This window comes from Prevotella sp. oral taxon 306 str. F0472, assembly GCF_000257925.1.
In the GTDB taxonomy this organism is placed as follows: Bacteria; Bacteroidota; Bacteroidia; order Bacteroidales; family Bacteroidaceae; genus Prevotella; species Prevotella vespertina.
This window is the reverse complement of sequence record NZ_AJIN01000025.1, coordinates 1-25,753: the sequence shown is the minus strand read 5'-3', so window position 1 is coordinate 25,753 and position 25,753 is coordinate 1. Positions and strand designations below refer to the sequence as shown.

The 25,753-nt window shown below is 43.5% G+C and carries 21 protein-coding genes; 11 read left to right on the top strand and 10 right to left on the bottom strand.

Features of this window, described 5'->3' with window-relative positions; all coding sequences use genetic code 11:
• Positions 1-169 precede the first annotated feature (169 nt).
• The 4 genes from HMPREF9969_RS03815 to HMPREF9969_RS03800 form a co-directional block, all read right to left on the bottom strand.
• Positions 170-1,150, bottom strand: coding sequence for an MlaD family protein (locus HMPREF9969_RS03815; protein WP_009434563.1), 981 nt, complete (start codon positions 1,148-1,150; stop codon positions 170-172).
• 10 nt (positions 1,151-1,160) lie between these two features.
• The gene (locus HMPREF9969_RS03810) at positions 1,161-2,441 is read right to left on the bottom strand and encodes an N-acetylmuramoyl-L-alanine amidase (protein WP_009434578.1); all 1,281 of its coding nucleotides are present in this window, start codon (positions 2,439-2,441) and stop codon (positions 1,161-1,163) included.
• Positions 2,442-2,493: 52 nt separating this feature from the next.
• The gene (gene folB, locus HMPREF9969_RS03805; protein ID WP_009434575.1) at positions 2,494-2,877 is read right to left on the bottom strand and encodes a dihydroneopterin aldolase; all 384 of its coding nucleotides are present in this window, start codon (positions 2,875-2,877) and stop codon (positions 2,494-2,496) included.
• Between the two features lie 74 nt (positions 2,878-2,951).
• Entirely contained in the window at positions 2,952-5,552 is a 2,601-nt protein-coding gene (locus tag HMPREF9969_RS03800) for an adenosylcobalamin-dependent ribonucleoside-diphosphate reductase (RefSeq protein WP_009434567.1), read from the bottom strand.
• 94 nt (positions 5,553-5,646) lie between these two features.
• Between HMPREF9969_RS03800 and HMPREF9969_RS03795 the strand changes: the two genes are divergently transcribed.
• The 5 genes from HMPREF9969_RS03795 (at position 5,647) to rmuC (ending at position 11,899) form a co-directional block, all read left to right on the top strand.
• Positions 5,647-6,384 (top strand): nitroreductase family protein, encoded by a 738-nt coding sequence (locus HMPREF9969_RS03795; RefSeq protein ID WP_009434531.1) that lies wholly within the window; start codon positions 5,647-5,649, stop codon positions 6,382-6,384.
• Positions 6,385-6,493: 109 nt separating this feature from the next.
• Positions 6,494-7,306 (top strand): GSCFA domain-containing protein, encoded by an 813-nt coding sequence (locus tag HMPREF9969_RS03790; protein WP_009434565.1) that lies wholly within the window; start codon positions 6,494-6,496, stop codon positions 7,304-7,306.
• Positions 7,307-7,325: 19 nt separating this feature from the next.
• On the top strand, positions 7,326-7,745 hold the full coding sequence (locus tag HMPREF9969_RS03785; RefSeq protein ID WP_009434555.1) for a Fur family transcriptional regulator: 420 nt from the start codon (positions 7,326-7,328) through the stop codon (positions 7,743-7,745).
• 96 nt (positions 7,746-7,841) lie between these two features.
• A complete protein-coding gene (locus HMPREF9969_RS03780; RefSeq protein ID WP_009434543.1) occupies positions 7,842-10,322 on the top strand; it encodes a bifunctional UDP-N-acetylmuramoyl-tripeptide:D-alanyl-D-alanine ligase/alanine racemase in 2,481 nt (826 codons plus the stop codon).
• Between the two features lie 179 nt (positions 10,323-10,501).
• Positions 10,502-11,899, top strand: coding sequence for a DNA recombination protein RmuC (gene rmuC, locus HMPREF9969_RS03775; protein ID WP_009434596.1), 1,398 nt, complete (start codon positions 10,502-10,504; stop codon positions 11,897-11,899).
• Positions 11,900-11,994: 95 nt separating this feature from the next.
• On the opposite strand, the gene HMPREF9969_RS03770 is transcribed toward rmuC, so the two are convergent.
• Positions 11,995-12,363 (bottom strand): winged helix-turn-helix transcriptional regulator, encoded by a 369-nt coding sequence (locus tag HMPREF9969_RS03770; protein WP_009434605.1) that lies wholly within the window; start codon positions 12,361-12,363, stop codon positions 11,995-11,997.
• Positions 12,364-12,598: 235 nt separating this feature from the next.
• Here HMPREF9969_RS03770 and HMPREF9969_RS03765 point away from each other — a divergent pair, with 235 nt between their 5' ends.
• From HMPREF9969_RS03765 to ettA, 3 genes are all read left to right on the top strand, one after another.
• Positions 12,599-13,051, top strand: a complete 453-nt coding sequence (locus HMPREF9969_RS03765; protein ID WP_009434554.1) for a cupin domain-containing protein — start codon at positions 12,599-12,601, stop codon at positions 13,049-13,051.
• Positions 13,045-13,335, top strand: coding sequence for a winged helix-turn-helix transcriptional regulator (locus tag HMPREF9969_RS03760; RefSeq protein WP_009434574.1), 291 nt, complete (start codon positions 13,045-13,047; stop codon positions 13,333-13,335). Before HMPREF9969_RS03765 ends, HMPREF9969_RS03760 begins: the two co-directional genes overlap by 7 nt.
• A 264-nt stretch (positions 13,336-13,599) precedes the next feature.
• The gene (gene ettA / locus HMPREF9969_RS03755; RefSeq protein ID WP_009434614.1) at positions 13,600-15,297 is read left to right on the top strand and encodes an energy-dependent translational throttle protein EttA; all 1,698 of its coding nucleotides are present in this window, start codon (positions 13,600-13,602) and stop codon (positions 15,295-15,297) included.
• A gap of 701 nt (positions 15,298-15,998) precedes the next feature.
• Here ettA and HMPREF9969_RS03750 read toward each other — a convergent pair.
• Positions 15,999-18,506 carry a YfhO family protein gene (locus tag HMPREF9969_RS03750; RefSeq protein ID WP_009434601.1) on the bottom strand — a complete coding sequence of 836 codons (2,508 nt, stop codon included), beginning with the start codon at positions 18,504-18,506 and terminating at the stop codon, positions 15,999-16,001.
• Positions 18,507-18,614: 108 nt separating this feature from the next.
• Here HMPREF9969_RS03750 and HMPREF9969_RS03745 point away from each other — a divergent pair, with 108 nt between their 5' ends.
• The 3 genes from HMPREF9969_RS03745 to HMPREF9969_RS03735 all read left to right on the top strand — a co-directional run bounded on the left by HMPREF9969_RS03745 (position 18,615) and on the right by HMPREF9969_RS03735 (position 21,323).
• Positions 18,615-19,313 (top strand): 5'-methylthioadenosine/adenosylhomocysteine nucleosidase, encoded by a 699-nt coding sequence (locus HMPREF9969_RS03745; protein ID WP_009434584.1) that lies wholly within the window; start codon positions 18,615-18,617, stop codon positions 19,311-19,313.
• A 51-nt stretch (positions 19,314-19,364) separates the two neighbouring features.
• Entirely contained in the window at positions 19,365-19,850 is a 486-nt protein-coding gene (locus HMPREF9969_RS03740; RefSeq protein ID WP_004383851.1) for an S-ribosylhomocysteine lyase, read from the top strand.
• Between the two features lie 120 nt (positions 19,851-19,970).
• Positions 19,971-21,323: an MATE family efflux transporter gene (locus HMPREF9969_RS03735; RefSeq protein ID WP_009434562.1), complete on the top strand. Its 1,353-nt coding sequence runs from the start codon at positions 19,971-19,973 to the stop codon at positions 21,321-21,323.
• A gap of 251 nt (positions 21,324-21,574) precedes the next feature.
• On the opposite strand, the gene HMPREF9969_RS03730 is transcribed toward HMPREF9969_RS03735, so the two are convergent.
• From HMPREF9969_RS03730 to HMPREF9969_RS03715, 4 genes are all read right to left on the bottom strand, one after another.
• Positions 21,575-22,258 (bottom strand): porin family protein, encoded by a 684-nt coding sequence (locus tag HMPREF9969_RS03730; protein WP_009434573.1) that lies wholly within the window; start codon positions 22,256-22,258, stop codon positions 21,575-21,577.
• Between the two features lie 105 nt (positions 22,259-22,363).
• The gene (locus tag HMPREF9969_RS03725; RefSeq protein WP_009434540.1) at positions 22,364-23,578 is read right to left on the bottom strand and encodes a DUF1810 family protein; all 1,215 of its coding nucleotides are present in this window, start codon (positions 23,576-23,578) and stop codon (positions 22,364-22,366) included.
• Between the two features lie 647 nt (positions 23,579-24,225).
• Positions 24,226-25,287 carry a relaxase/mobilization nuclease domain-containing protein gene (locus tag HMPREF9969_RS03720; RefSeq protein ID WP_009434529.1) on the bottom strand — a complete coding sequence of 354 codons (1,062 nt, stop codon included), beginning with the start codon at positions 25,285-25,287 and terminating at the stop codon, positions 24,226-24,228.
• Positions 25,271-25,702: a plasmid mobilization protein gene (locus HMPREF9969_RS03715; protein WP_009434551.1), complete on the bottom strand. Its 432-nt coding sequence runs from the start codon at positions 25,700-25,702 to the stop codon at positions 25,271-25,273. Before HMPREF9969_RS03715 ends, HMPREF9969_RS03720 begins: the two co-directional genes overlap by 17 nt.
• Positions 25,703-25,753 lie beyond the last annotated feature (51 nt).

Genomic DNA, 25,753 nt, shown 5'->3' with positions numbered 1-25,753 from the left:
GCTCAATTATAACAACTTGATAAACAAGATGTTTCGTTTAGTAAAGAATAAAATTAATAATATGAGTGAAACAAATACCAGAGATGGTTAAAAAGACTGATTTACACGACCCTTATAACACATCTCTAGTATGTGAAACAATCATCTTTTAATTTAGACGATATTTAAATTACTTATCCTTTCTACCAAATAGCGAGAAGTGAACATAGCGCTTGGGGTGAGCCTTTAAGTTGACAAGCAAACTATCAGCACTGCGCATTGTACTATTCAAATTATTGTAAAGAGAGGCATCGTTCATCAACAATCCTAGACTTCCCTCATTACTATTTAGCTTTGCTGTAAGAGAGTTGATATGCTCTAAGGTTGTATTGACTTTCGTCATTGTACCCTGCACATCAATACCATCAACCTTATTGTTTAATGTTGCAATCATACCATTAGCACCACGAATCGCACCACGTGCTTCTGTAATTCCGCCATTTGCATTTGCCATTAAACCATTAACGCCATCCATTACTCTACCTGCTTTAGAAGTCAATATTGGTAGTGAATGATTCATCTGAGCAAGTAACTGGTTTACTTCACGTGTAGAGGTAGTAAGATTAGCTGTAATTTGATTGACATTATGAATAGAGCTTCTCACAGCTGGATCAGCCAAGAGAGAATTGACACTAACAAGTATGCTATCCAACTTTGGTAGCATCTTTTGAATAGAAGGGATCATATCCTTCATTCGACCCAATGCTCCGTCATTAATACGACCATCAATAATTCCATTTGAGGCTAGCGTCTTGCGACTCGTTCCAAGCACTAAGTCAACTTTCACATTACCCATGACATCACTGATAATATCAGCCTTTGTACCCTCTGGAATGTTCATGCTTTTATCAATATCTACTCCTACCATAATTGGTTCACCAGGTTTTGCATAATCATATTCTATGCTCTTTACTGTTCCAACCTTAAAACCATTTGCATATACAGGAGTAGACGTTGAGAGACCACTTACATTACTGAATCGCATTTGATAGTGTGTATCTGTCGAGAAAATAGATAATCCCTTCAGAAACTGCATACCGAAGAACAAAACAATAACACCTAGTATTGCGACAAGTGCTATCTTTACTTGTGGCGTGAAAAACTTACCCATATTACTTCCTTTACTTATTCTTTTTAGTCTTTAAAAACTCATTAATAGCCTCGTTCGTATCCATACGATTTCCCCCTTTATAAGCAATAACAAATGCCTGAGGAAAGTCTTTTTTCAATTTTTCTCGAAGCCGTGCAATCTCATTATAGTTAGTACTGCTACCTATTGTATACTTATAGAACGAGCCTTCTTGTACACATTCTATATCCTTATGTCCTTTGAATTGTTCGCAACCAGAACGCAACTGACGATTCGAAGCGATAACCAGTACTTTAAAAATCGGTGTATTTACAGATACACTAGCCTTATTGTCTTTTTTCCCATCAGTAGTTGTTCCCTTTGTTGGAACAGGCGTTGCTTCTTTTTTAGGAGTCTCTTTTATCGCCTTTTTAGCAATAGACTTCTTTGTTTGCTGGGGCTTTGTAGAAGGGGTAACTAGATTCATTTGACCTGTTGGAGGTGCCGGAATAACTCTAGTAACACTAATTTTCCTATTATCTGCAGACTTATATGGTACAACGATATGCGTGTCGTACATATTCTTATACTTGACAAAGGCATTGTAAATCCCCTTTGCCATGGCGTCAATACCATCTGGACTATTTAAGAATTCCTCCTCATCTGCTGCAGTAATAAAGCCTAATTCTATCAGACAACTAGGCATATAACTCTCACGCAACACCAAGAAACCTGCTTGATGTACACCTTTATCAATGCGATTAGCACTAGAACATACCGAACGTTGTATTAACCTAGCCAGCTCTACACTCTTTTCCATGTTTGAATTCTGCATGAACTCAAACATAATATAGCTTTCGGAAGATTTCGGATCAAAGCCTTGATAAGTCTGTTGGTAGCCTTTCTCCATCGAAATAACCGAGTTCTCACGCATCGCAACATCAAGGTTATCCTTCGCACGGTGCATACCTAAAGTATAAACTTGGAATCCTTTAGCATAATGACCAGGCACTACTGAATTTGTGTGTACCGATATAAAAAGGTCAGCTTTAGCCTTATTAGCTATATCAGCACGCTGATGCAGCGGGATAAATACATCCGTCTTGCGCGTATAAATCACTTGCACGTCGGGTAAGTTTTGCTCCACATAACGTCCAAAGGCTAATGCTACATTCAAATTAATGTCTTTCTCTTTAGAAATAGCACCTAAAGCACCAGCATCATGACCTCCATGACCAGCATCAATAACAAGTGTGAAGCGCCCATTTGCAGCCCATGAAGTAGCCACAAACAATACAAAGAAAACAATGAAAAGCGTTATTTTCTTAAACATACTTAATTATTTAGGGGACAAAGATACGGTTTTTCATTTGGAAACCTTAGTTCTAAACCTTGGTTTTATCATTTATTAAGTGTAATTCAATGCCTGCACTATCACAATCCGCACCCATCGGTGGATTCTTCTTCACCAATTTCAAGTCAATACTCTCAAGCTGTATGTATCGTGCCAACAACTCATTTACTATTTTTCCAGCTGCTGCTTCCAATAGTTTCGAGGGTTGCTTCATAACATCGGAAACTATATTGAAGACATCTGCATAATTTAATGTATCATCAACATCATCACTCTTCATAGCTGCAGCAAAGGGGTAACCCAATCGAAGATCAAGTACATAATCATTGCCAACAACCTGTTCTTGTTCTCCAACTCCTATAAAAGCATGATATTGAAGACCCTGCAAAAGAATATAAGTAGACGTTAATTCCATTATTAAACATTAGTTTTAAAGATACAAAGAAAGTGTATTAAGTGCCCTATAAGCACCTAATACACCCCATAAAATTACCCACAACGAGAAGCACCACAATTAGTACAAATCAAGCATCCCTCTTGGTAAACAAGAGTCTCCTGTCCACAAACTGGACAACAGAGCCCTGAAGCCTTTGTACCATCGGTTACGTACTTCTTCAAAGCACGTTCCACACCATTCTTCCAAGTGTTAATACTCTCGTTCTTAAGCTGCAATGAGCCTACAAGCTTTATGACATGGTCTATCGGCATACGGTAACGAAGCACACCAGAGATGAGCTTTGCATAGTTCCAATACTCTGGATTGAACTTCTCCGACAAGCCTTCAACAGTCGTCTTATAGCCTCGCTTATTCTCAAACTGGAAGTCATAACGATGACTACCATCCTCTGCAGTCTGCTTGATGATCTTTCCCTTGGTAACACTCTTTGGTAAGGCAATACCTTCCTCATCGTCTTGAAGACCCGTAAAGATCTCGTATGGATAACCATCCAACAGCCCAACAAAAGCCACCCACTTCTCCTTGTTATTCTGAAAACGTACCACATCACACTCGAGTTCCTTAGGTCTAACCTCCATTACCTGTGGTCGGCTACATACATGTTCGTGATGTTCTTCAGCAGAAGTTAAATCTTTCTCCTTCTCTTCTTCGGCAGAGTTATTCTCTTTCTTCTTATCTTTCTTAGAAACAGATATCATCACTCCGGACCTGCTACCATCACGATATATGGTGCAACCTTTGCATCCGCTACGCCAAGCCTCAACGTATAACTTATTGACAAGAGCCTCATCAACGCTGTTAGGGAGGTTCACTGTCACTGAAATCGAGTGGTCAACCCACTTCTGAATAGCACCCTGCATACGTACTTTCATCAGCCAATCAACATCGTTGGCAGTAGCTTTATAATAAGGTGAACGCTTTACCAACTCGTCAATCTCTTCTTGGCTGTACTTCTTTTGAGTATCAATACCATTCGCTTCCATCCAAGTTAGGAACTTACGATGGTACACAATATACTCTTCAAAGGAGTCTCCAACCTCATCAACAAAGTCCACGTGCACATCAGTATCATTTGGGTTCACTTTGCGACGACGCTTATACACAGGCATAAAGACGGGTTCTATACCCGAAGTAGTTTGTGTCATTAAGGACGTAGTACCGGTTGGAGCAATCGTTAAACAGGCTATATTACGACGTCCATAACGTATCATATCCTCATAAAGTTGTGCATCAGCCTCCTTCAAACGAAGTATGAATGGGTTATGCTCCTCACGCTTTGCATCATAGATAGCAAAGGCTCCGCGCTCCTTTGCCATTCGAACGGAAGAACGATAAGCATTCAATGCCAACGCACGATGAACACTAACAGAGAAGTCAGTAGCCTCTTGTGTTCCATAACGCAGACCCATTGCTGCTATCATGTCACCTTCGGCAGTTATGCCCACTCCCGTTCGACGACCTTTACCACTCTTATCCTTTATCTTCTCCCAAAGATGGTACTCCGCGTCCTTCACCTCATCAACTTGTGGGTCGCTCTTAACCTTTGCCATGATAAGATCAATCTTCTCCATCTCTAAATCAACGATATCATCCATGATACGTTGTGCTAGCTGTGCATGCTTGCTAAAGAGATCGAAGTCGAAGCAAGCATGGTCTGTGAACGGATCTATAACATAAGAGTATAGATTCAACGAGAGCAATCGACAGCTATCATAAGGGCACAAAGGAATCTCACCACAAGGGTTAGTTGAGACGGTGCGGAAACCTAAGTCTGCATAACAATCAGGTATGCTCTCACGAATAATGGTATCCCAAAAGAGCACGCCAGGCTCTGCGCTCTTCCAAGCATTATGTACTATCTTCTCCCAAAGAGCCTTTGCTGATACCTCATTAGTAAACTTTGGCTCTGTAGAATCTATTGGAAACTGCTGTACATAAGGCTTATCATCAATGGCAGCACGCATGAACTCATCCGTAATCTTTACTGACACATTAGCCCCAGTGACCTTCCCTTCCTCCATCTTAGCGTCTATGAACGCCTCAGAGTCTGGATGTTTAATACTCACAGAGAGCATTAATGCACCTCGACGACCATCCTGTGCAACCTCCCTTGTACTATTGGAGTAGCGTTCCATGAAAGGAACAAGTCCTGTAGAGGTAAGGGCAGAGTTATGAACAGGTGAGCCCTTTGGGCGAATGTGGCTTAGGTCATGTCCAACGCCTCCACGGCGTTTCATCAGTTGAACCTGCTCTTCGTCTATACGCATGATAGCCCCATAAGAATCGGCATCACCATCTAATCCAATCACAAAACAGTTGGATAACGATGCTATCTGATGGTCATTACCGAGTCCAGTCATCGGACTTCCAGCAGGAATAATGTACCGGAAATGATCCAAAAGATTGAATATCTCTTCTTCTGTTAAGGGGTTCTTATACTTATTCTCAACACGAGCTATCTCCTTCGCTATACGTCTGTGCATCTGCTCTGGAGACTTCTCATAAATATTACCAAAGCTATCCTTCATTGCATACTTGTTCACCCAGACACGAGCAGCAAGCTCATCTCCATTAAAGTAAGCCAATGAAGTCTGGTAGGCCTCATCGAATGAGTTAGTTTGATTGATCACCATTGTCGTTTTTAGAAAATTAACGCCTGCGAAGTTACGAATTGTTTTCTTAATTCTAAAACATTTGCTTAACTTTGTCGAAACAAAGTTATTAGCAATGGAAACTATCAATTCAAGAAGAACTATAAGACGATATTCTCAAGAGGATGTATCGGATGACTTGTTAAGAGAACTCCTATCGGTTGCAGAGAGAACACCAACTATGGGCAACCTGCAACTCTATTCGGTCGTTATCACCCGAAGCCCGGAAATGAAGAAGAAGATCGCTCCGGCACACTTCAATCAACCCATGGTTACGGAAGCTCCAGCCGTTCTAACCTTCTGTGCAGACTATCGCCGAACAACCTTATGGGCGACACAAAGGAAAGGAACACCCGGCTATGACAACTTCTTATCATTCCTAAATGCGGCAACAGATGCCCTTCTTTATTGCCAAACTTTCTGTAATCTCGCTGAAGAAAGGGGCTTGGGAACCTGCTTCCTGGGTACTACGATCTATAGTCCAAAAGCGTTAATTGAAGCACTCGAATTGCCTCGTTTGGTCATGCCAGTTGCTACTATCACCTTGGGATGGGCTGCTGAAACACCCGAGCAGACCGATCGTTTGCCATTAAAGAGTATTATTCACAATGAGACTTACAACGATTATACACCCGAGAGAATAGACGAGTTTTACATGCAAAAGGAGAACTTGAAAGAGAATAAGGACTTCGTTGAGCTGAACAAAAAAGAAACACTTGCACAGGTATATACCGATATTCGTTATACAAAGAAGGATAACGAGGCTATGTCTGTGGGCTTGCTTGAAGCACTAAGACAGCAGGGGTTCCTCTAAGGAGACGCCTTCCTTATCTTAAAGAGGGCGTTTCTTCCCATCAAAGAGAGGCTTCCTTCATAGCAAGGAAACGCCCTCTTCAATACAAAGAATAAGTTATCTTACCTTTATGAAATTCCGAACTACTATTGACATCCCTATTCCGAACTTCTCGTTCAAGCCCTGTGAAAGAGTCCTCTTTGTGGGTTCTTGCTTTGCAGATAACATCGGGAAGCGATTCAAAGAGGAGAAGTTTCGCACAATAGTCAACCCTTTTGGGGTGATGTACAACCCTGTTTCCATCCTTCACACGGTACAGAAACTATCCAATCAGGTGTTTGATATAGCAGTATTTACGCTTGGAACCAACCATGTCTATGTAGAGAAAGCTACGGAAGAGATTGTAGATAATTGCCAAAAACGCCCTCAGAAACTTTTCAACGAACAAGAGTTAACGATTGACGAATCGGCTAATGCCCTACGTGAAGCCATCCATTTATTAAGGAAACAAAACCCAAATGTGAAGGTGATAGTGACTGTTAGTCCGATAAGATATGCAAAATATGGATTCCACGGAAGCCAGTTGTCAAAGGCTACATTGCTTTTGGCAGCAGACAAACTAGTACGAGAAGAAGGAGAGGCAGTCTATTATTTCCCTGCTTACGAGATAGTGAATGATGAGTTACGCGACTATCGCTTCTACAAAGCGGATATGTTACATCCTAACGATCAAGCCGTTGAATACATCTGGGAACGGCTCGTTGAGACTTGCTTCTCATCGGAAGCTAAGAAGTTTCTGGAGGCTTGGCGACCTATTAAGGAGGCATTAGGACATCGTCCATTCAATCCTGATTCGGAGGCATATCGGCTCTTTATGCAGAAGACCAAAGAGAAGATTCAATGGTTAAAGCAGCTATATCCTGACTTAGAACTAGACGAGTAATAACTGAAACAAAGCTAAAATGAATGAAAAACAGATAGAAGGTTTACTGGAGCAACATGGTATTAAACTAACAGCAAACCGAATATTAATAGCAAAGATAATGTCCACGCTAGATTATCCCATATCTATGAAAGAGTTGGAAACAATGCTCCTCACGATGGATAAGTCGAGTATCTTCCGCACATTATCACTCTTTAAAAGCCACCATCTGGTACATCAAATGGAGGATGGTAACGATATTGTGCGTTACGAACTATGCCATAGTCATAGTGAGGAAGAGGACGAAGACATACATGTACACTTCTATTGTGAACACTGCCATCGCACCTTTTGCCTCAATGAAATATCTGTTCCACAAGTTAATTTACCTGTTGGCTATAGGCAGACAGCCGTTAATTATATGATAAAAGGGATTTGTCCAGATTGCTCTCAGCGATAGATTCTTTATCAATAAGTAAGAAAAAACAGCTTAGATAAGATGTTGTATTGATAGTTTTGATTATCTTTGCATGAGATTAAAACAATTAGGATAGTAATGAATTATACTATTGAGAAAGTAACGACGCTCATTGGTGCACGCCGTTATGGTGATACTGATGCTAACATCAGCTTTGTTCTTACCGACAGTCGATCACTATGTTTCCCCGAAGAAACATTATTCTTTGCACTCAAAACAGAGCGCAATGATGGTCATAACTATATACCAGAACTATATGCAAGGGGCGTTAGAAACTTTGTAGTAGAGGTAGTTCCTGATAAATGGGAAACGCTCTACTCGGGTTCAAACTTCCTAAAGGTTGTGGGCAGCCTAGAGGCTTTGCAACGTCTAGCAGAGCGTCATCGCGATGAGTTCCTCATACCGATTGTGGGTATAACAGGTTCTAATGGCAAGACAATGGTTAAGGAGTGGCTTTATCAACTACTATCTCCTCAAATGGTGGTAACGCGTTCGCCAAGAAGTTATAACTCTCAGATTGGTGTTCCTTTGTCGGTTTGGTTGCTCAATGAAAACACCCAAGTAGGGGTGTTCGAAGCGGGTATCAGTAAGCCAGGAGAGATGATGGCACTGCGTGACATCATACAACCTACCATCGGCGTATTCACTAGTTTGGGTACAGCACACCAAGAGAACTTCCCTTCCATAGAGGCTAAATGTATGGAGAAATTATGTCTTTTCCATGACACAAAGGCGATTGTCTATTCTATGGATGACGATGTTCTGACACATTGCTTGGCTCAATATAACTACCAAGGGGAACAACTTAGTTGGTCAATAAAGCATACGGACGCAGCGTTCTGTATAAAGTCTATTCAGAAGAAGGACATTGAGACTACCATTACTTACACATGGAAAGGTGGGAAAGAGGCTCAGTATAAGCTTCCATTCATTGATGACGCAAGTGTGGAGAACTCTATCACTTGTGCTGTTGTTGCACTACATTTAGGCGTAACGCAGGCTGCTCTTGCAGACCAAATGGCGCAATTGGAACCTGTTGCTATGCGATTGGAAGTGAAAGAGGGACAGCATGGTTGCACGCTTATCAACGATTCTTACAACTCTGATTATAACTCACTTGACATTGCACTCGACTTCATGAATCGTCGTCCTGACCATAAGGGACGCAAGAGAACACTGATATTAAGTGATATACTTCAGAGTGGTGAGGAGGATAAAGAGTTATATAATAAGGTGGCATTCCTATGTGAGAAGCGTGGAGTAGAGAAGTTCATCGGTATTGGAGAAGGGCTTTTAGCAGAACGTAATGCCTTCAAGCATTTAGGAGAAAAGCACTTCTTTGCTACTATCAATGCCTTCATTCATAGTGAGGTATTTGCTAATTTGCACGATGAAGTAATCCTTTTAAAGGGTGCAAGGCAGTTTGGTTTTGACCATCTCACCGAACTATTGGTAAAGAAGGTACATGAGACTGTATTGGAGGTGAACCTCAATGCGGTGGTAGATAACCTCAACTGGTATCGTTCCTTCATGAAGCCTGAGACCAAGCTAGTGTGCATGATCAAGGCTGATGCATATGGAGCTGGAGCCGTAGAGATTGCTAAGACATTACAAGATCATCGTGTCGATTACCTTGCTGTGGCCGTGGCTGATGAGGGGGTAACGCTCCGCAAGAATGGTATCACAAGTAACATCATGATTATGAACCCAGAGATGTCGTCCTTCAAGACGCTCTTCGATTATGATCTTGAGCCTGAGGTTTACAGTTTCCGACTCCTTGATGCACTCGTCAAAGCCGCTCAAAAGGAAGGCATAACAGGCTTCCCTGTTCATATCAAACTCGATACTGGTATGCACAGACTGGGCTTTGATCCACAGAAAGACATGGATGAATTGATTGATAGACTTAAATATCAGAATGCAATCATACCACGTTCTGTCTTCTCTCACTTCGTTGGCTCTGATGCAGATAGCTTCGATGAGTTCTCTGCCAAGCAGTTTGCTTTATTCGACGAGGGTAGTAAGAAGCTGCAAGCAGCATTCAAACACAAGATTATCCGACACATGGATAACTCATCAGGAATCGAACACTTCCCAGCACGTCAACTAGATATGTGTAGGCTAGGATTGGGTCTTTATGGTATCAATCCACGCACAAATAAGATTATCAACAATGTTTCTACGCTCAAAACTACCATCCTTCAGCTTCGCCATGTGCCTGCGGGTGACACGGTAGGATACTCTCGTAAGGGTACAATCGACCATGATAGTGTTATCGCCGCAATACCTATTGGCTATGCAGATGGGCTCAATCGCCACCTGGGGAATCGCCATTGTTATTGCTTGGTAAACGGTCAGAAGGCAGAGTATGTAGGCAATATTTGCATGGATGTAGCCATGATTGACGTTACAGGTATCGATTGTAAGGAGGGCGATAGCGTTGAGATTTTCGGCGACCACCTACCTGTTACAGTCCTTAGTGATGTATTAGACACGATTCCATACGAGGTTCTCACCACCATTAGTAACCGTGTGAAGCGGGTTTACTTCCAAGACTAACGAGTGCTATTCATCCCCTCTTCTTCCCTTGAAGAGGGGATAGATTGTATCAAACTCACCTTCTCACTGTCATTTTCAACACTGAATACACAGATAAAAGGACGACTCCATGACTTCCTTTCATCCGTGTATTCTGTGTTTAAGATGAACTTAGTAATAAATAAACAACTATAAGATTTATGGAGATAATATACTTAATTCTGGGACTTATCATCGGTTTCGTCATCTCATTCTTGTGGCTAAAAGGCAAGATGACACAGGATGTGAGTAAAGCAAATGAGCAACTGGCAGCACTCCGCAGTCAGCTGGAAGCAGAACAGAAGAGCGTTGAGGATCGCCTTGCTGTCGCTAAAGAGAATGCGACACAACAGGTGACTGCAACGAAAGAAGCGGCTGACCGACAATTAGAAGAGGTCAAGAACAGCTACACCCAACGCCTGGAAGTAGAACGCAAACATAATGAGGAATTACGTAACGAACTACAGAAACAGGCGGAGGCAAAGAACAAGTTACTGCAAGAGGAGGTGCGTAACATGGCGGCGCAGATGCTTTCAGAGAGTCGAGAGAAGATGAATACGGCTGATAAAGAGCGTCTCGAGGCTTTACTCACGCCTTTGAAGGACCGCTTGGAGGCTTTCAATCAGACAGTGACAAACAATAGTAAGGAGACAGCAGCTAACAAAACAGAGATCAAAACAACCTTCGAAGAGGCGATGAAGAGACTGCATGCCGAGCAAGAAATGACCATTAAGGCGATGCGTGAAGACCAAGAACGAACGGTGAAGGAGCTTCGCGAGCAGACAGAACGCATTGGAAATGATGCCGCCTCACTAACGAAAGCACTCAAGGGGGACTCGAAGATGCAAGGTGACTGGGGTGAGATGATTCTCGAAAAGACCTTAGAAGACTGCGGGCTTATTAAGGATCAGCAGTTCTTCCTACAAGAGAATTACAAGGACGAGGAGGGTAATAACTTCCGGCCAGACGCTGTTATTGAGTTGCCGAATAAGGAGAGAGCAGTCGTCGACTCGAAGGTTTCGCTCACAGCTTACCAATCGGCAATAAAGGAAACAGAGCCTGATGAGCAGGAGCGATTGCTGAAAGAGCATGTAAACTCCGTACGGAAGCACATCGACGAGCTGTCGGCTAAGGGCTACGAGAAGATTGTCCCCGGTTGTATCGGCTATGTCTTGATGTTCATCCCCTACGAGAGTGGCTATTCCGCAGCCCTCAAGACCGACCCTTCTATCCTACAATACGCCTACAGGAAGCATATCATCGTACTCAGTCCGAGCAATCTCCTCATGGCATTGCAACTGACCCGCACAATGTGGCAGAACTATCGATTGAATAAGAATGTAGATGAGATTCTCCGCCAGTCGAACGATCTATACGATAAGTTCGTGACCTTCGGTGAGACCTTCGTAAAGATTGGAACGAGTATTGAGAAGCTCCAATCTGACTTCAACAAGGCTAAGGGACAACTCAACGAAGGCAAAGGTAATATCATTAGACGCCTCGAAGGTATGAAGACGCTGGGGATTACTCCAAAGAAGCAGATACCTGATAACTTATAAGGCACATATCACAAAAGACTCCACTCATGGTCGGATAAGTACGCACCATGGGTGGAGTCTTTTCGTTTATACACCTTTATATAATAGTGGAAAACTCATTTCAACAAGAACTTCCGCCTCGATTCGATGATATCCTCCATATTCTCACTTGCCCACGAGAGTAGATTATCAATAAGAGGCAACAGACTCTTTCCCTTCTTCGTAAGCGAATACTCCACACGAGGTGGTACCTCTGGAAAGACTTCACGACGAATGAGACCATCTGCCTCAAGCATCTTTAGCGTTGCTGTCAACATCTTTTGAGAGATGTCAGGGATATTCCTTTGCAACTCTTTAAAGCGTTGGGTATCGTTCGACTCAAGGGTGAAGAGCACCAGCATTGACCACTTATCTCCTACCCTAGAGAGCACATTTCGGATAGGACAATTAGGGTAAAGAGCATCTCTAATCTCACTTCTATTCATTTCTAATAACGTCTATGTGTCTTATTACTATACAAAAGTAACTATTAAAGTCAACGTTCCCTTTTACTTTATAGTTAAACTATGTAAAACTAAGAAACGGCAATCTCTCTACTTACCGCATTACTTACTTCGAGGTAACTGGCTGACCTTTGCGTGCCTACTTGTGCGATTCTATGAAAGACTATACCTTTGCATCGTCAAAACAAAATAATAACAATTAAACAAATAAAGCATTATGAAGACGATTGAAACAATTAAGGATGGTAAGAACTACACAGCAGTAACAGTTGGAAAGCTCAACGAGATCAAAGATTATGTGCTCCCTATGGGCGAGATTGAGATACCCGGTAAGGTGTTCGCAGGGCAGGCTTTGCACGCAACAGGTAGTGAGCTATCATTCCAAACACTCGTTTCAGGACAAGACAGTGGCTTCTTGCACACACATAAGACACACGAGGAACTTTACTTCATACTAAAAGGTGAGGGCGAATATCAGGTAGATGGCGATATATTCCCAGTCTCTGAAGGTAGTATCATACGTGTTGCTCCAGAAGGCAAACGTGCATTGAAGAATACAGGTAAGGGTGAGTTGCTCATGCTTTGCATACAATATAAGGCAAACAGCTTCGTTGAGAGCGACTCTCCCGCTAGTGATGGCAATATCTTAAATGAGCCACTTAAATGGTAACCGACCCCTTATTTCCAACGTGTCCGATACGTAATGTCCTTGCAAGGATATGCCGACCGGACACGCTGTGGATTATCCAGTTACTCGGTGCAAGTGGTTCGAAAGGATACAACACACTACTAAAGGATCTTCCTGAGAGCGAACTCGCCAATTCCTTGCAGGTATTAATACAGGACGAGATTATCACTGAGAAGGCTGGTAAATACGCACTCTCTACAACAGGTAAAGAGTTGTTCCCATTAGTAGCATCGCTCATAACTTGGTGTAATGAGCACCTTGACTAAATATTCATCTTATTATTTGCACGATCATAAACGCCTTACACCCAGCAGAAAAGAATACCTTTATATACAAAGCATACACAAAATAGCATACAATAGAGCGTTCCCTCCATTTCAAAAGAGCCTCTCTTCCACCCGAAGAGAGGCTCTTCTCACAGGAAGGAAAGGCTCTCTTCATTTCGAGCAGACGCCCTTCTGCAATGCTATTGATTTGTTAATACGGATTATTTTAGCTATCTTTGTCCACCAAACAAAACAGTACATTCAATGGCAACAGTTGACGACAAGAAGATTATCTTCTCAATGGTGGGCGTGTCAAAGATCATCCCACAGAACCAAAAACAAATCCTGAAGAACATTTATCTATCGTTCTTCTACGGCGCAAAGATAGGTATCATTGGTCTTAATGGTGCGGGTAAGTCCACCTTAATGAAGATTATTGCAGGGCTTGTAGAGCCTACGCAGGGCGAAGTTGTGTGGAGCCCGGGTTATTCGGTGGGCTATCTACCACAGGATCCACCGCTCGATGAGAGTAAAACAGTCAAAGAGAACGTCATGGAGGGAGTGCAACAAATCTATGACGCACTCAAAGAGTATGACGATATCAACGTGAAGTTCGGCTTGGAGGAGTATTACTCTGATGCCGACAAGATGGATAAACTCATGCAGAGACAGGCTGAACTTCAAGACTTCATCGACGCTACTGACGCTTGGAACATCGACTCCCGACTGGAACGGGCGATGGATGCCTTGCGCTGTCCTAAGGGCGATTTGCCTGTGACAAATCTGTCTGGTGGTGAGCGCAGACGCGTTGCCTTGTGCCGATTACTCCTACAGAAGCCCGACGTTCTACTGCTTGATGAGCCTACCAACCACCTCGATGCAGAGAGTATCGACTGGTTGGAACAGCACTTACAGCAGTATGAAGGCACCGTTATTGCCGTCACTCACGACCGTTACTTCCTAGATGATGTGAGCGAATGGATACTCGAACTCGACCGCGGGGAAGGGATTCCTTGGAAGGGAAACTACTCTTCGTGGCTCGATCAAAAGACCAAACGCATGGAACAGGAAGAGAAGTCTGCATCGAAGAGACGTAAGACTCTCGAGCGAGAGCTGGAGTGGGTTCGCATGGCACCAAAGGCTCGACAGGCAAAAGGTAAGGCTCGTTTGAACTCATACGAACAAATGCTCAACGAGGAACAGAAGCAGCGTGAAGAGAAGTTAGAGATATTTATCCCGAACGGTCCACGCCTCGGTAATAAGGTGATTGAGGCGCAGCACGTGAAGAAGGCGTTTGGCGATAAGGTGCTATTCAACGACCTCAACTTCATGTTGCCACCTAATGGTATCGTTGGTGTCATCGGTCCTAATGGTGCAGGAAAGACCACTCTCTTCCGCCTCATCATGGGACTTGAGCAGGTAGATGGCGGTACGTTTGAGGTGGGTGAGACCGTTAAGTTGGCTTATGTAGACCAGCAACACAAGGACATCGACCCTAACAAGACCGTTTATGACGTAGTGGCACAGGGCAACGAAACCATCCGCATGGGTGGGCGTGACATCAATTCGCGTGCTTATCTGTCACGTTTCAACTTCTCAGGAACCGACCAGAGCAAACTCTGTTCAGTGCTATCTGGTGGTGAGCGCAACCGCTTGCAACTGGCATTAGCACTCAAGCAGGAAGGCAATGTGTTACTCCTCGATGAGCCAACGAACGACATCGACGTGAATACGCTACGTGCGCTTGAGGAAGGTTTAGAGGCTTTCGCAGGTTGTGCAGTAGTCATCAGCCACGACAGATGGTTCCTCGATCGTATTTGTACGCACATCCTTGCTTTCGAAGGCAATGGCGAGGTCGTATTCTTCGAAGGCGGTTTCTCCGATTACGAGATCAACAAAGCGCGCCGTCTAGGTAATGAAGAAATCAAGAAAGGCAGGTATCGCAAACTAATGGAAGAGTAAAACTTCACTCAAGGGGATGTATCACAAGCGTTGTTAACGACTGATACATCCCCTTTTTCTTGTGTGTACCTTATTCGTTCAATAAGGTCTTATCACCCGCAAAACCATTATTCTACACAGTTATACAAGCCTGTACAATGAATTGTAACTCAATACATGGAACGCATAGTCTCAAACTATGATACTTATTATTTCAGGCTCCGAGACACACAGTTTCAGGCTCCAAGACACACAGTTTCAGGCTCTGAAACACACAGTCTCAGGCTCTGAAACACACAGTCTCAGGCTCTGAAACACACAGTCTCAAGGCTTGAAACACACAGTCTCAGGCTCTGAAACACACGGTCTCAAGGCTTGAAACACACAGTCTCAAGGCTTGAAACTTTCATTACCATGCGCTGGTTTGAGAGTGACAAAAGCCTATGCAGGGCATTCTTTCATATAAGTGAGCGCACCTATTAGCATCCGTCTTTACTCTTCCCCCTATCACCTACGAACAAAAAGAAGTGCTTCATGCGAGTGTAACACTTGCATAAAGCACCTCTTATATATACTATTGTGTGAGAGTAAACAAGTTTACGAGTAAACGGGTAAACGAGTTGTTACCTCATTACCCACCGTCTCTAATCACTCCCCTCTCCATTCGGAGAGGGGTTGGGGGTGAGGCTGTAGAGGGGTTGTGTGGGGCTGTTATTGGGGGATTAGGCTTCTTTTCGATTCTTAAACCTCATATATCCCGCTCCAATAATAGCCAAGAGCAAGATGACGATAGCGATGTAAGCGATTGTCTCAGTCGTGGATATACTCGTTGGATGGAAGTCGAGTACAACCGTGTGCTTGCCTGCCTTCACATTCAAAGCACGTAGGATGTAGTTCACCCTACCGAGTTCTGCAGGCTGACCATCAATCGTTGCTGTCCATCCAGGATAATAGATTTCAGCGAAGACAACCACTCCCCCCTTCTTAGATTCTATAGTGTATTGCAGGTTGTTAGGCTCATACTTGACGAGTTTCACTATAGCCGTTGAGTCGTTACTCTGTGCTTGTCCGAGGACAGACTCAAACTTCTTATCTGCAACGGCTTCGTGACGTACATCAATCTTACCTACTCCGGCATATTCCGCGTTGGCGTCAGCTACATAGTTAATCTTATCTACGAACCATCCATTCCCTTGTGCATAAACATTCTGCAAAGGCATCGTTGCACCTCCTTGCAATGGTAGGATGAAGTACTTCGTGTTAAGCATATTCAATACAGGGAACACTTTCGCGCCATCCACCTCCTGCATATTTCCATTCTTAGCAGCGATTGCCTGCATAGCAGCTTGCATCTCGGGTGCAATGTAAGCATCAATCATCTCTTGATAACGACGCAACTTCGCTGGGTGATAGCCACCGATACTCTTATGGAAGAAAGATGTCTCGTTCTCGTTAAAGGTGTTCGAAGCGAGGTTCAACACACGGTAGTCAAGGCTCTTATCCTTCATAATGGCAAGGTCAGTGGAAGTGGCTTGATGAGGCATATCACGCTCACTCTTGGGAACAAACATCTCATCATTTAGGTATCGTTTGTCCACTTGCCACATATCAACAAGACAAAGTACTGCCATGCAGATAACCATATAATCGGCACGTAACTTCTTCATCTTGTAGAGGAACAAGAGGGCGAAACCTATCAAGATCACTATGACCGAACGCCATGCGTCAGCACTCACCATTGCCTCACGCATCGCTGCGATGTTGGCTAAAATAGTGTTAGCAGTATTGCCATCCATGCCTTGGATACTGGTAATCATCTGACGCTCTTGGTCGCTGACAAAGGGTTCCATCATACCTGGGAACAGGGCAATCAATAGCGCAACACCTGCTGTAAGAGCTAAACTGGTGTAGACAAACTTCATCTGTTTGGTAAGTACTTCAGGCTCATCAACTATCTTCTTCAAGGCAAGCGCAGCCAAAAGAGGTATCGTAAACTCGGCTATTACGAGGATACTAGCCACAGTTCGGAACTTAGCATACATCGGTATATAATCGAGGAAGAAGTTCGTAAAGCCCATGAAGTTATGTCCCCATGCTAGAAGAACCGACAGAACAGTAGCCGCCAGTAGTGCCCATTTCATAGAGCCACGCACAATGAACAATCCTAAGATGAAGAGGAACAACACGAAAGCACCCACGTAAACAGGTCCACTAGTGCCTGGCTGCGTACCAAAGTATTGCGGTATTGCATCATAGAGTTGCGGTATCATCGATTGTATCTGTGGGTCGGCTTTTGCCATAGCAGTGGCGTTCTTGCTCAATGGGACAGTAGCCCCACCCTTCGCATCAGGCACTAAGAGCGTTAGAGTCTCATCAATGCCATAACTCCATTGTGTTATGTAGTCACGGTCTAAACCAGAGCTTGTTTGATTGGCGGCATCCTTCTTTACCAACTCACTCTTGCCTCGCATGCTCTCCTTCTGATACTGCCATGTGTGATAGAGGCTCGATAGATTGATTGCAATACCAATCACTGCTGCAGCTGCCACGACGCCTGTCGACTTCATAAAGCCTGCTAGTTGCTTCTCACGCACAGCCTTTACAAGGTAAGCTATCACCATGAAGAGGATGATAAACAGGTAGTAATACGTCATCTGCACATGGTTCGCCTTTATCTCAAATGCCGTGAAGAGTGCTGTAACAATGAATCCTGACAGGTATCGACCACGATAGGCTAAGACGATACCAGCAATCATTGGCGGTAGATAGGCTAATGCCATTACCTTCCACAAGTGGCCTGCTGCGATGATAATTAGGAAGTAGGACGAGAACGCCCACATGATACTTCCGAGTGCAGCTAACGTCTGTCTGAAGTCGAAGGCACGCAACAGAATATAGAAACCTAACAGGTAGGCGAAGAGGAACCATACGTTATCTGGCAACCAGAGATGGTATGCGTTCATCACTTGTAACAGTCCATCGGTCGACTGATAAGATGGTGACATCTGATAAGTAGGCATACCTCCGAAGATAGAATTAGTCCATCTCGTTGTCTCACCCGTACGATTTTGATACTCCGTAAGCTCTTGCGCCGAGCCAACACCCGCTGAAGCATCGTGCTGAAAGAGTATCTTTCCCTGTGTAACGGGCACAAGGAAGTAAGCGAAAGAGATAATCGCAAATACCAATACCACCACTACATCAGGTAGGAATTTCTTATAAGTTCTCATATTTCTAGCGTTTTGTTTCTTCTAAAGTATGCGTATTAATGCGTGCAAAGTTACAAAAAACAAAGTACTTACAACATCCAACTTCTAACTTTTTCGTACCTTTGCAGTATGAAAATAGGAATCATCGTTGCGATGGACAAGGAGTTCACGCAACTCAAGTCAATTCTCTCAGACACGCAAACAGAGCGTTATCATCATAAAGACTTCGTAACCGGAACGCTAGAGGATAAGGAGATTATCCTGCAACAATGTGGTATTGGTAAGGTTAACTCGGCTATTGGTGCTGTGGAGATGATTAATCATTACAACCCCGACTTAGTTATATCAAGTGGTTGTGCAGGCGGTGCCGACACCTCTTTGGAGGTAACTGATGTGGTGGTAGCAAGCGAGTGTACTTACCATGACGCATATTGTGGTGACGAGGTACAATATGGTCAGATTATTGGTATGCCAGCCCGTTTTAAGGCACCAACAGAGCTTATTGAGAAGGCTCTCTCACTAAATACACGTAACGATTGTAAGGATATTCATGTCAAAGCAGGGCTAACTGTTAGTGGCGAATGGTTCGTTAACTCACGGGAGAAGATGCAACAGATCCTTGATAAGTTCCCATCGGCAACAGCTGTCGACATGGAGAGTTGCTCCATTGCACAGGTCTGCCACATCTACAAGAAACCCTTTATATCTTTCCGTGTCATCAGTGATATTCCATTGAAGGATAACAAGGCTAGCCAGTACTTCGACTTCTGGAACAGGATAGCTAACGGTAGCTTTGAGGTGACGAAACACTTTATTAGTATCATATAAAAGGAGTGAGAGCCTCGTTACACAGTAATATAACAACAAAAGAAAGCAACTATGAACAAGATTCCATCATTCACTATTGACCACGAGCGATTGCTACGTGGCATCTATGTAAGCCGTAAAGACGAGGTAGGCAACGAGGTTGTTACCACTTTCGACATACGTATGAAGGAGCCAAATCGTGAGCCTGTGCTGCACGTGGGAGCTATCCATACTATTGAGCATTTGGCTGCTACCTATCTTCGAAACGACCCGGAATGGAAAGACCGAGTTGTATATTGGGGACCAATGGGCTGCCTGACAGGTAATTACCTTATCCTTCAAGGCGACTTGGAGTCGAAGGATATTGTAGAACTCATGCGTCGCACCTTCCAATTCGTCGCTGATTACGAGGGCGAGATACCTGGTGCTGCACCACGCGACTGCGGTAACTATCTACTACATGACCTCCCCATGGCTAAGTGGGAATCACGTAAATTCCTCACAGAGGTGCTGGATAACATCACAGAAGCTAATCTTCTGTATCCGGAGAAAGAGTAGACAAGTGGACGAGTAGACGGGTTGACAAGTTGACAAGTTGCTTGTAATGATAGCGACACGACCTATTAACTCGTCTACTCGTCTACCCGTCTACTCGTCAACCACTAACACAACCACACCATGCCACAATCAATTCATACAGAAAGTATGACCCAAGGCGCACCATCTCGCGCCATCATCAAGTTTGCCATACCCCTTATTCTCGGCTACCTATTGCAGCAGATGTATCTAATCATCGATGCCGCCATCGTCGGGCGATGGATAGGAGTGAACGCATTAGCGGCTGTTGGAGCCTCAAGCAGCATTATGTTCCTTATCATGGGGTTCTGTAATGGTTCGTGCGCAGGCTTCGCCATCCCTATAGCACAGGCTTTCGGAGCGGGCGATTATCACAAGATGCGATGCTACGTAAGCAATTCCATCCGTATTGCCGTTGTATTGGCAATCGTCATCACATTGCTTTCTTGCATTTTTTGTGGTAAGATTCTTCACCTCGTCAACACGCCAGAGGATGTGTTCCATGACGCTTACGTCTTCCTCTTCCTACAGTTCTGTACGATTCCATTTACCATTGCTTACAACTTACTATCGGGTCAGATACGTGCACTGGGGAACTCGAAGCAACCTTTCTACTTCTTAATTGCATCGTCATTCCTCAACATCTTGCTTGATATCGTGCTTATTCTCTTATTGAGAATGGGCGTAGAAGGAGCAGGTATCGCCACTTTCTTGAGTCAAGCTGTTGCTTCCGTTCTGTGTTGGTGGTATATTAAAAAGAAGCTAACGATCCTTGTTCCCAAGGGCGAGGAACGCTCTTTCGATAACAAGAAGATTAGTATTCTGCTAAACAATGGCATACCAATGGGACTGCAATTCTCCATCACTTCCATTGGTATCATCATGCTTCAGAGTGCGAACAACGCCCTTGGTACGATTTATGTAGCATCGTTTACGGCGGCAATACGCATTAAATATCTCTTCACCTGTGTGCTGGAAAATATCGGTGTAGCCATGGCAACCTATTGTGGACAGAACATTGGAGCTAAGAGAATAGACCGAGTAAAGACGGGAGTGCGCGATTCTATGTGGATTATGATGGCTTACTTCGTATTGACAGTGGCGATTATCTATCCTTTTGCAGACGAGATGATGATGCTCTTTGTCAATAGTGGTGAGCAAGAGGTCATCGCTAATGCAGCTCAACTCATGCGTATAGCCAACTGGTTCTATCCGTCATTAGGTGTGCTGGTCATCCTCCGTTATAGTATTCAGGGGCTCGGATATAGCAATTTGAGTATGATGAGTGGTGTCATGGAGATGATTGCCCGTTGCGGTGTTAGCCTTTGGTTAGTACCAACTTTCGCATGGTTAGGCGTCTGTTATGCCGATCCCGTCGCTTGGATAATGGCTGATTTATTCCTTATCCCAGCCTACTTCTGGCTTCTACGTAGATTGAAACAACGGGGGAAGTAAGCTGTCTTTGAATCCATTCCCAACATCCCCTCAAAGGGAGGAAGAACGAATGGGTGCAAATTAAGAGAGCCTCTTCTCCATTTAAGGAAGGCGTTTCTTTGACATGAAGAAACGCCTTCTTCGCATTGAAGAGGGCGTTCCTTCAAAACAAGCCAGACCTTCCCAGCAAACTTCCGTTAGGCAACATTCCCTCCTTCAGAGGGGCTTGAGGAGGCTTTCCGTTAGACTAGAAGAAGGTAGTGGAGCTGTTCTTACAAATCAAACTTATACCCTACAGATACCTCAAAGACCTTATTGCGGGCGGTTAGTCCATATTTATAAGCATTAAGTACACCTACATTATAACGAGCATCTAACACCACATTCTCATACTCATAACTGATACCAACGGGGATTGAAAGGGTGAAATTGCGTAGTCCTTTCTTAATGTCTTGGTCTATCTCTGCCTCTTTTACATTCGTTCTATGTCCATCTGTATCAAGGTCATAAGTCTGCATTCCAGCATGATACTTACCATAGATTAAGAAAGAAGGGGCGACACCTACGTTGATTGAAAGCCCCGGCGCAATGTAAGAATGACCCACAAGAGGAACCGAGATATAGTCCATTCGATCGTAATGATCGTGCCATGTCACACCATTATCATCAACGTCCTTGTACTTACAACCAGCCTGAACGTAACTTAAACCGATTGATAATCCAACAATATCAGATGCCTGATACATCACATCGACACCGCCTGTAAAACCTGGGCGAGCCTGTGGCTTCAGCTCTTGAGATTGATTATCACCAACCACTGTACCGCCTGATTGATGAGTTAGAGAGGCTATCGACACACCAACATGAGGTATCACCGACCATGTTCCAGCCTTACTCTGTGCAAAAGAAGCTAACGAGATGGCACTCAAGAAAGCTAATGTAATTATCCGTTTCATTGGGTTTTGAATGTTATTAAGTTAAAGATTACATCATAGAAAACGGTATTATTCGCTATTTATTATACTCTCCCTGCTTGTTATTCAGACTTAAATCCTCTTATCCTATAAACCTATTTTATTCAAGGTTAGGCTATCTCGCTCCCCACCATAGAACGTTTTCAGTACTTCTTCAAAGATATCATTAGGACAAACTACGTCAAATAGCGTCATAGAAGATTTGAGTTTGACGGCATCAATGCTACTCCCCATTACCCTTTTCACATCCATATTGTCATGCAACAGGACTGCCTTAGTGATTGTGCGTAAGCGTTCGTTCAATAGTGGATGAGCCAGATAAGTGCGTGCTTCATCGGTATCAGCCAATCCATAATACTGTGAATACGCACTGTGACCAAAGCCTTTTAGCTGTGGGAAAATAAACCATATCCAATGCGTCTGCTTGTGTCCTTGCTGCATTTCTACCAATGCTTGGCGATAAGTATTGCCCGTATTCTGTGCCTCTATGAAACGTTCAATGTTAAAAGGATCAGCCTCTCGACAGCCCAACAAGTCTTCAAAATCATTAAGAACGCCACGCAACTCGGGAGTTAGGAGGGCATAGCAATAACTTGAAAGCTTCTTCGGAATCACATAAAAGGCTTGAGCTATACCACCAGCCATTGCTGCTATCGTATCAGAATCGCCTCCTATAGATACCGCCGAACGCATCACATCTTCAAAGTTGGCACCCTCAAGGAATGCTAAAAGAGCCTGTGGGACAGTATTCTGACAGGACATATCATAGGAATAAGTAGGTCGGATATCATCCAATTGCCGACTTAAATCATAATGAAAGTTCTCCTCTGCATAGCTCTTAATCTCCCTCTTCGTTGCTCCATGACGTGCAAGATAAATGGAGGAAGCAATTGCTTGTGCTCCTTTTATGCCTTCCGAATGATTGTGTGTCACCTCTGCTGATATCTTCGCAAGACCTAATGCTTCCTGTAAACTATGCGCATAGAACGTAACGGGACTTACCCTCATAGCCGAGCCATTCCCATAGCTATTATAAGGTTGAGGCTCTGGATTATACAACCAACGCATAAAACTACCAGCATAACCAGCCGTTGGATAACGCCTGCCAAGCTCTTGCATGTGTCGAACCAGTGTTTCTTTGCAATGCTCCTTATCGTCACACAGCCATCGAGCCACAGCCAACGTCATCACCGTATCATCTGTGAATTTACTCTTCGGAGTAAACAAATGGAACTCTTTCCGCTTCGTATTCTTAAACTCATAGGCTGACCCTATGATGTCTCCAACTATTGCTCCTAACATAAACTAACCTTTTATTATTTGAATCTCATACTGCCCTACTCTCGAAATAACTAACTAGTTCCATTGGAGAGAGCCTTGAACTCGGTTACAAAAATAAGTATAATCTGTTAATAAAGCAAGTAAGCTAAGGTTTTAGTCAATACTTTATTCATCGTAAAGACTAGTGCTTATTCCTTGCATATAAACAATGGAATAGAGGCGTAATAGACGTTTCTTGAAGAATTAAAGAGATTGTAAGAAGCCTCTATCTTAAAGGACTTTATTTATTTAGAAGTATTGACTAAGGTTCAAGGAAGTAGTACTATACGAATCGAGGATTAGGCGTTAGCGCTTGTTAGAGTACCTGTTTGCATTTCATTTCTCCTATACCTTCTTTTAATTACCTACTAGACTTGCGTCTTTTACACAATGAGATAATTTCTAAAATGTATCTAATTGAAAATAAAGAAGTTACCTTGCTATACAAACTAAACAGGTAACGATTTGGAAACGAGCGAAGTGCCATTAACCGCAGGTTTCTGCATCAACAAAGAACGCTTGTTATTCTGTTTACAAAGATAATACTTTATTACCGAATAACAAGCGTTTTTAATGAGATATTCTTCTTTCTGCATTTTTGTAATGCTGATTTTGTCGCTGTAATGGGATTATAATCCTCGTCCTCGCTTCTTCTTTCTGTTGGCTTGATATCTGAGTCTGCGCTGCCACACAGCTTCGGCATAGTCATCGCTCTGTGTGGATGGTGTAATCAAATCGCCCAACCCTTCCATTAGTTCATCGGCTGCGCTAACGATGGTGCCTGCCACTGCACCAATGGGATTCTGCACTTGTGAGGTATCATTGTCTCGTGAGATAGAGGAACGGCTTGGAGGTACAAGTTGGTAACCTGTATCAGATTGTTCTTTCCTTTCTGTCGGCTTTTGTATTGTTTGGTGTGGCATCTTTGATTCTTCCTTGTTGGTTGCTTCAAAGTTCTTCTGCAGGGAACGGTAGCCGAACTCCCTGCCGATTTCGGAAGCTTTGAATGTCTGTCCACAGTAGGAGAACTTCAAACCATAGACCTTGCCCTGCTTGTTCTTCATACGCTCTATGGAAATGCCGTTCTTATTCAGCTCATAGAGGAACATGGAATGCCCTGTGATACCTGTACCTTTGTATTTTTCAAGTAGGGCATAGCAAATCTTCTGCACCTGCTGCTTTGTCTGTTCTCTCGTTAGATTGGCTTTTGACTTTTGGTATATCTTCTCCGCCTTGACCTCCTTTGCGATAGTCAAGTTTTTCTCCCTGCTTATTTCCTCCGCCACTTTTGCTGCCCTATTGCTCACAAAGGTGGTATCATAGACCTCTCCGTAAAGGCTGATGCGGTTGGCGATGATGTGAATGTGTCTGTTGTCGGTGTCCTTGTGCGTTACCGCCACCCATTGATGGTTGTCAAGTCCCATTCGCTTGGCAAACAGATGGGCTATTCTCATAAGCTCGGATACAGGCAGTCTTTTCTCGTCTTGTGGTGCTATACCGATTTCGATGCGGAGGAACTTGTTTCTGCATCGTGTGTTGTAATCGTTGACCACTTTCATTTCCTCATAGATTGTCTTTGGCTCCCTGCTGCAAAGATTGTGGAAGACAAGCCGACTACCGATTTTGCCCTCTCTAAAAATATAGTCCAGAGCTGTGCTTCCGTGCGCTATTGCCTTACATTTTCCTATCATCTCTTCTCATATTTAAGACCTTATATATCTCATCGTTCACACGAAAATGCGGGTCGTAAAATCGCTTAAATGCTTCTTTGGCACATAGCGAGAGGTTCTTTGTGATATGTAGCCAATCCTCGTCCTTGACCTTTATGAGATTGGAAACCTGCCCATAGAATCTTCCTGTATGTTGGAGGATGGCAATGGCTTCCCTCTCATTTTCGGTCATCTTGGGAACGGCTGTTACTTCTCCATTAAGTAATATCTCACGGCAGTAGTCGGAGAATTTACGCCCCGCACTTTCTGCCTTTGACTTGATACGCTGCTTTTCCTCTAAGGTACATCTTACCTTGATGAACTCTGTCTTATTCATCTTCTGCTCTTCCTTATTCTGTTGCTGCCATCGGGCAGTCTTTTTATTATATCTGTTCATATAAGCTTCTTTGAAAGTTAATCATTATAGATGATTCATTGTCTCTTAATT

Bases quoted from the DNA above. Each gene is read 5' to 3' on its own strand.
- HMPREF9969_RS03815 (WP_009434563.1), bottom strand. From the start codon at position 1,150: ATGGGTAAGTTTTTCACGCCACAAGTAAAGATAGCACTTGTCGCAATA.
- HMPREF9969_RS03810 (WP_009434578.1), bottom strand. From the start codon at position 2,441: ATGTTTAAGAAAATAACGCTTTTCATTGTTTTCTTTGTATTGTTTGTG.
- folB (WP_009434575.1), bottom strand. From the start codon at position 2,877: ATGGAATTAACGTCTACTTATATTCTTTTGCAGGGTCTTCAATATCAT.
- HMPREF9969_RS03800 (WP_009434567.1), bottom strand. From the start codon at position 5,552: ATGGTGATCAATCAAACTAACTCATTCGATGAGGCCTACCAGACTTCA.
- HMPREF9969_RS03795 (WP_009434531.1), top strand. From the start codon at position 5,647: ATGGAAACTATCAATTCAAGAAGAACTATAAGACGATATTCTCAAGAG.
- HMPREF9969_RS03790 (WP_009434565.1), top strand. From the start codon at position 6,494: ATGAAATTCCGAACTACTATTGACATCCCTATTCCGAACTTCTCGTTC.
- HMPREF9969_RS03785 (WP_009434555.1), top strand. From the start codon at position 7,326: ATGAATGAAAAACAGATAGAAGGTTTACTGGAGCAACATGGTATTAAA.
- HMPREF9969_RS03780 (WP_009434543.1), top strand. From the start codon at position 7,842: ATGAATTATACTATTGAGAAAGTAACGACGCTCATTGGTGCACGCCGT.
- rmuC (WP_009434596.1), top strand. From the start codon at position 10,502: ATGGAGATAATATACTTAATTCTGGGACTTATCATCGGTTTCGTCATC.
- HMPREF9969_RS03770 (WP_009434605.1), bottom strand. From the start codon at position 12,363: ATGAATAGAAGTGAGATTAGAGATGCTCTTTACCCTAATTGTCCTATC.
- HMPREF9969_RS03765 (WP_009434554.1), top strand. From the start codon at position 12,599: ATGAAGACGATTGAAACAATTAAGGATGGTAAGAACTACACAGCAGTA.
- HMPREF9969_RS03760 (WP_009434574.1), top strand. From the start codon at position 13,045: ATGGTAACCGACCCCTTATTTCCAACGTGTCCGATACGTAATGTCCTT.
- ettA (WP_009434614.1), top strand. From the start codon at position 13,600: ATGGCAACAGTTGACGACAAGAAGATTATCTTCTCAATGGTGGGCGTG.
- HMPREF9969_RS03750 (WP_009434601.1), bottom strand. From the start codon at position 18,506: ATGAGAACTTATAAGAAATTCCTACCTGATGTAGTGGTGGTATTGGTA.
- HMPREF9969_RS03745 (WP_009434584.1), top strand. From the start codon at position 18,615: ATGAAAATAGGAATCATCGTTGCGATGGACAAGGAGTTCACGCAACTC.
- HMPREF9969_RS03740 (WP_004383851.1), top strand. From the start codon at position 19,365: ATGAACAAGATTCCATCATTCACTATTGACCACGAGCGATTGCTACGT.
- HMPREF9969_RS03735 (WP_009434562.1), top strand. From the start codon at position 19,971: ATGCCACAATCAATTCATACAGAAAGTATGACCCAAGGCGCACCATCT.
- HMPREF9969_RS03730 (WP_009434573.1), bottom strand. From the start codon at position 22,258: ATGAAACGGATAATTACATTAGCTTTCTTGAGTGCCATCTCGTTAGCT.
- HMPREF9969_RS03725 (WP_009434540.1), bottom strand. From the start codon at position 23,578: ATGTTAGGAGCAATAGTTGGAGACATCATAGGGTCAGCCTATGAGTTT.
- HMPREF9969_RS03720 (WP_009434529.1), bottom strand. From the start codon at position 25,287: ATGATAGGAAAATGTAAGGCAATAGCGCACGGAAGCACAGCTCTGGAC.
- HMPREF9969_RS03715 (WP_009434551.1), bottom strand. From the start codon at position 25,702: ATGAACAGATATAATAAAAAGACTGCCCGATGGCAGCAACAGAATAAG.